Below are 4468 nucleotides of genomic sequence, written 5' to 3'. Positions count from 1 at the left end.
GGCGGCCGGCGGGCGCGGAGCCGTTCACGGCCGGCTGCTGCACCTGGGTCGTGAGCGACGAGGCGGCCTGGCGGGCCACCGCGGCCATCGCCGAGGCGGTGGGCCAGCGCGCCCCCGGATCCTTGGCCAGGGCGCGGTCCACGATGGCGCGTACGGCCGGCGGGATGTCGGCCGGCAGCGGTCGCGGGGTGTCCCGGACGTGCTTCATGGCGATCTCGATCGGGGTGGCGCCGTCGAACGGCCGGTGGCCGGAGAGGCACTGGTAGGCGACCACACCGAGGGCGTACACGTCGGAGGCGGCCGTGGCGACCGCGCCCGAGGCCTGCTCCGGGGAGATGTAGGACGCCGTGCCGAGCACCGAGCCGGCCACGGTGAGCTGGCCGACCAGGGCGGACCGGGCGATGCCGAAGTCGGTGAGCACCAGCGTGCCGTTCGGGCGTACCAGAAGGTTGCCGGGCTTGACGTCGCGGTGCACGATGCCGTTCGCGTGCGCGGCCTGCAGGGCGTCGGCGGCCTGCGCGACCAGCGCCATGGTCCGCGCCGGCGTCAGCCGGCCGACCCGGCTCAGGGTGCGCGACAGGGCGTCGCCCTCCACGTACTCCATGACCAGGAACGCGAGCTGCTGGTCGCTGCCGTAGTCGTAGACGTCGACCACGCCAGGGTGGTTGATCGTGGCCATGGTCCGGGCCTCGCCGCGGAACCGCTCGGCGAAGCCGGGCTCGTCCAGCAGGGCCGGAAGCAGGATCTTGACGGCGACGGTCCGGCCCAGCACCTCGTCGGTGCCACGCCAAACGTCACCCATGCCACCGCCGGCGATCCGCTCGTCCAAGCGGTACCGGCCGCCGAGGGTGACCCCAGGGCTGATCATGTCAGTCCCCTCCCCGGCCCGCCGCGGCCTTCATGATGAGCCCGGCGATCCGGGCCGCCTCGGCGCTCGGGTGATCGCCAGGCACGTTCTCCAGCATGACGCAGACAGCTGAGACTGCCTCACCCTTGTCGTTGAAGGCGAATCCGATGAACCAGCCGTGGTTGTCGGCGCCGGTCGCGTTCTGCGCGGTACCGGTCTTGCCGCCGACCTCGAAGCCGCTGATCTTGGCCCGCCGGCCGGTGCCGTTCTCGACGACACTGACCATCATCTCGCGCAGGTCCTTGGCGACGTCCCCGCTGACCGGTGTGCGCAGCGTCTCCGGGGCGGCGTTGTAGATCGGCCGCCGGTCGGGGCTGAGCAGCTGCTGGACCAGGTACGGCCGCATCTGCCGGCCGTCGTTGGCCACCGCGGCGGCGATCATCGCGCCCTGCAGGGTGGTCATCCGGACATCCTTCTGCCCGATCGACGACTGGGCCAGCCCGGCCTGGTCGATGCTGCCGTCCGGGTTCTTGATCTCACCGGTACGGCTGGCCGCGACCGGCAGCCCCGAGCCCTTGAGATTGCCGACCGTCAGGTCGTTCTGCTCGAAGCCCCAGTCCCGGGCCGCCTTCTTGACCTTGTCGCCGCCGAGCTTGACGCCCAGCTGGGCGTAGCCGGTGTTGCAGCTGTCGGTCAGCGCCTCCTTGAGAGTGACCTGCGCGCCGGGGCAGGTCTGGTCCTCGGAGTTGCGGATCGGAGCGCCGGAGCCGGGCGCGGTGTAGCTCTGCCCGGCCGGGATCTCGGTGCTCTGGTCGTAGCCGTTCTGCAGGGCGGCGGCCGAGATGATCACCTTGAAGGTGGAGCCGGGCGGGTAGGTCTCGGACAGCGCGCGGTTGAGCAGCGGCTTGTCCTTGTCCCCGTTCAGCTTCTTGTACGCCGCGGCGGCCGCATCGACATCGTGGCTGGCCAGCGGATTGGGGTCGAAACTGGGGAACGAGGCGAGCGCCTGGATGGCACCGGTGCGCGGGTCGATCGCGACCGCCGAACCCTTCTTGGCACCACCCTGGTTGTTGGTGAGCTGCTTCCAGGCCGTTTCCTGGGCCTTGGTCTTGATCGACAGCACCACGTTGCCGCCGCCGCTCTTGTCCCCGGTGAACATGGCGCTGACCCGGTCGGCGAAGAGCTTGTCGCTGGCACCGGAGAGGAACTCGTCCTCGGTGCGCTCGATGCCGACCTCGGCGATGTTCACCGGCTTGTAACCGACGATCGGGGCGTAGACCTGCTTCTCCGGATACTGCCGGAGGTACTTCAGCTCGTCGTCGGTCAGTTTGTTCTGGGCGAGCGCCTGGCCGTCCGCCTCGATGACCCCGCGCGGCACCTCGTACTCCGCGACCTGGACTCGGCCGTTGTAGTCGCTGGTGCGGTACGCGTCGGCCTTGTAACCCTGAACCCAGTTCAGGTTGGCGAAGAGCAGGCCGAACAGGACGAGGATGACCACGCCGGCCTTGCGCAGGGGTGCGTTCACGGCTTGATCACCTCCGTCATGGCGCCGTGCAGCTGGGCGGGCGGTTGCTTCGGTCCACCGGACGCGGGCGCCGGGCCACCGCTCGCGGGTCTGCGGCCGGCGTCGGAGATCCGCAGCAACATCGCGATGAGCAGCCAGTTCGCCATGAGCGACGAACCACCGGCGGACAGGAAGGGCGTCGTCTGACCGGTCAGCGGGATCAACCCGGTGATGCCACCAAGGATGACGAAGACCTGCAAACCCAGGGTGAACGCCAGACCACCGGCGACCAGCTTGCCGAACGAGTCGCGTACGCCCAGGGCCGCACGCAGGCCGCGCTCGACGATCAGCAGGTAGCAGATCAGCAGCGCGGAGAGGCCGAACAGGCCGATCTCCTCGCCCATGCCGGCGAAGATGAAGTCGGTGCGGACCTCGGGCACCTTGCTCGGCGAGCCGGCTCCCGGGCCGGTGCCGAACAGGCCGCCGGTGCCCAGGCCGAGCAGGCTCTGCACGAGCTGGTAGCTGCCGCCGAGGCGGTTGTAGTTCTCGGCGGCGAACGGGTCGAGCCAGACCGTGGCGCGGTCGTAGAAGTTGGCGAACGGGCCGCCGACCGACGCGCCGAGCAGGTACGCCACGTAGACGCCGCCGAAGAACATCACCAGGCCGATGATCAGCCAGCTGACGCGTTCGGTGGCGACGTACAGCGTGACCACGAACAGGCCGAAGTAGAGCAGCGCCGTGCCGAGGTCCTTCTCGAAGACGAGCACGAGCAGGGAGAGCATCCACACCGTGATGACCGGACCGAGGTCGCGGCCGCGTGGGAAGTCGATGCCGAGCACCCGCCGGCTGGCCAGCGAGAGCACCTCACGCTTGCGGACCAGGTAGTACGCGAAGAAGGAGACCAGGGCCAGCTTGGCGAACTCACCGGGCTGGATCGAGAACGACCCGATCCGGATCCACAGCCGGGCCCCGTTGATCTCCGAGATGCTGGCCGGCAGCACCGCCGGGATCATCACCAGCACGATGCCGACCAGGCCCAGCGTGTACGCGTACCGGGAGACCGTCTTGTGGTCGCGGATCACGATCAGCAGCACCGCGGCCAGCACCAGGGCGGCCAGCGTCCAGGCGAGCTGACGGCCACCGACCCCGGCGAAGATGCCCGGCTCGGGCTGCTTCTGCGCGATCGACCGGGCCAGGTCGAGCCGGCGCAGGAAGCCGACACCGAGGCCGTTGATCAGCGCCACCGTGGGGATCAGCACCGGGTCGGCGTACAGCGCGGTGAAGCGGACCACCAGGTGCAGGGCGACGAACAGGACACTCAGCAACGCGGCCGGCACCCAGAACGTCGGCGTGATCTTGTCGAACTGGTTGGACTCGACGATGGCGCCGTACGCGGCCACGATGCTCATCGCCAGCGCGAGCAGACCCAGCTCCGCGTTGCGCCCGGTCTTCGTGCCCGGGACACGGGGCATCTCACCCGTGGTCGCGGGTGTGGGAGCCGGAAGGGCGGGCGCGGTCAAGAAAGAGTCCCCAGACTTCGGTGAGCGGACGCTCAGTCGACGGGCCGGCACCCGACCGGGTCGACGACCGGCGGGGCAGACTCCGAAGGCAGGGCGTCCGGCGTGATGGTGGGCGCGAGAGCCGGCGCCGACGAGGAGGTGGGCCGGCCGGGAGACGATGTCTTCCCGGCCGCGGACGGCGTGCCGGACGGGGTCACCGGCTCCGACACCGTCGGCGCGGCGCTGCCGGCCACGCAGATCGGCTTCAGGTTGGGGTTGGACGGCTCGTCACTGGTCAGCTCCTGCAGCATCCGCCGGGCGTCAGGCTGATTGTCCGCGTGGATGCCCTGCTTGACCCGGTCCTGGGCGACCGAGGTGAGGTCGTCCAGGCGAGCCGGACTGGTCTCGTTGACACTGGAGAGGTCGAGGCCGGCGATCTGGCCGGGCACGCCGCGGAAGATCGCGAGCTGGCCCTGCTCGGTGGCGCCGACGTAATACTGCTTCTGGGTGTACTGCCAGCCCAGATAGAGGCCGCCGCCGAGGATGCCGAGCAGCACGAGCAGCAACAGGCTCGTGCGGACCGGGTGCCTCTTCGGCTGCGGCTCCGGCTCGTCCCGG

The 4468-nt window shown here is 70.1% G+C and carries 3 protein-coding genes and 1 pseudogene; all 4 read right to left on the bottom strand.

Annotation, left to right across the window (positions count from 1 at the left end; all coding sequences use genetic code 11):
• On the bottom strand, positions 1-868 hold an 868-nt coding region (locus AB0C29_RS35485; protein WP_360829834.1), incomplete at its 3' end, for a serine/threonine-protein kinase.
• 1 nt (position 869) lies between these two features.
• Entirely contained in the window at positions 870-2372 is a 1503-nt protein-coding gene (locus tag AB0C29_RS35480; RefSeq protein ID WP_360829832.1) for a penicillin-binding protein 2, read from the bottom strand.
• Complete coding sequence (locus tag AB0C29_RS35475; protein WP_360546772.1) at positions 2369-3823, bottom strand: FtsW/RodA/SpoVE family cell cycle protein; 1455 nt, start codon at positions 3821-3823, stop codon at positions 2369-2371. The genes AB0C29_RS35480 and AB0C29_RS35475 overlap by 4 nt, the downstream gene beginning before the upstream one ends.
• A gap of 80 nt (positions 3824-3903) precedes the next feature.
• A pseudogene (locus tag AB0C29_RS35470) lies at positions 3904-4468 on the bottom strand (protein phosphatase); the annotation flags it as partial.

Origin of the sequence: Actinoplanes sp. NPDC048791, from assembly GCF_040650095.1 — a bacterium.
Lineage (GTDB): Bacteria > Actinomycetota > Actinomycetes > Mycobacteriales > Micromonosporaceae > Actinoplanes.
This window is presented reverse-complemented; position numbering and strand designations above follow the sequence as displayed.

Excerpts from the sequence above, each read along its gene's own strand:
- AB0C29_RS35475 (WP_360546772.1), bottom strand. The coding sequence starts at position 3,823 with ATGCCCCGTGTCCCGGGCACGAAGACCGGGCGCAACGCGGAGCTGGGT.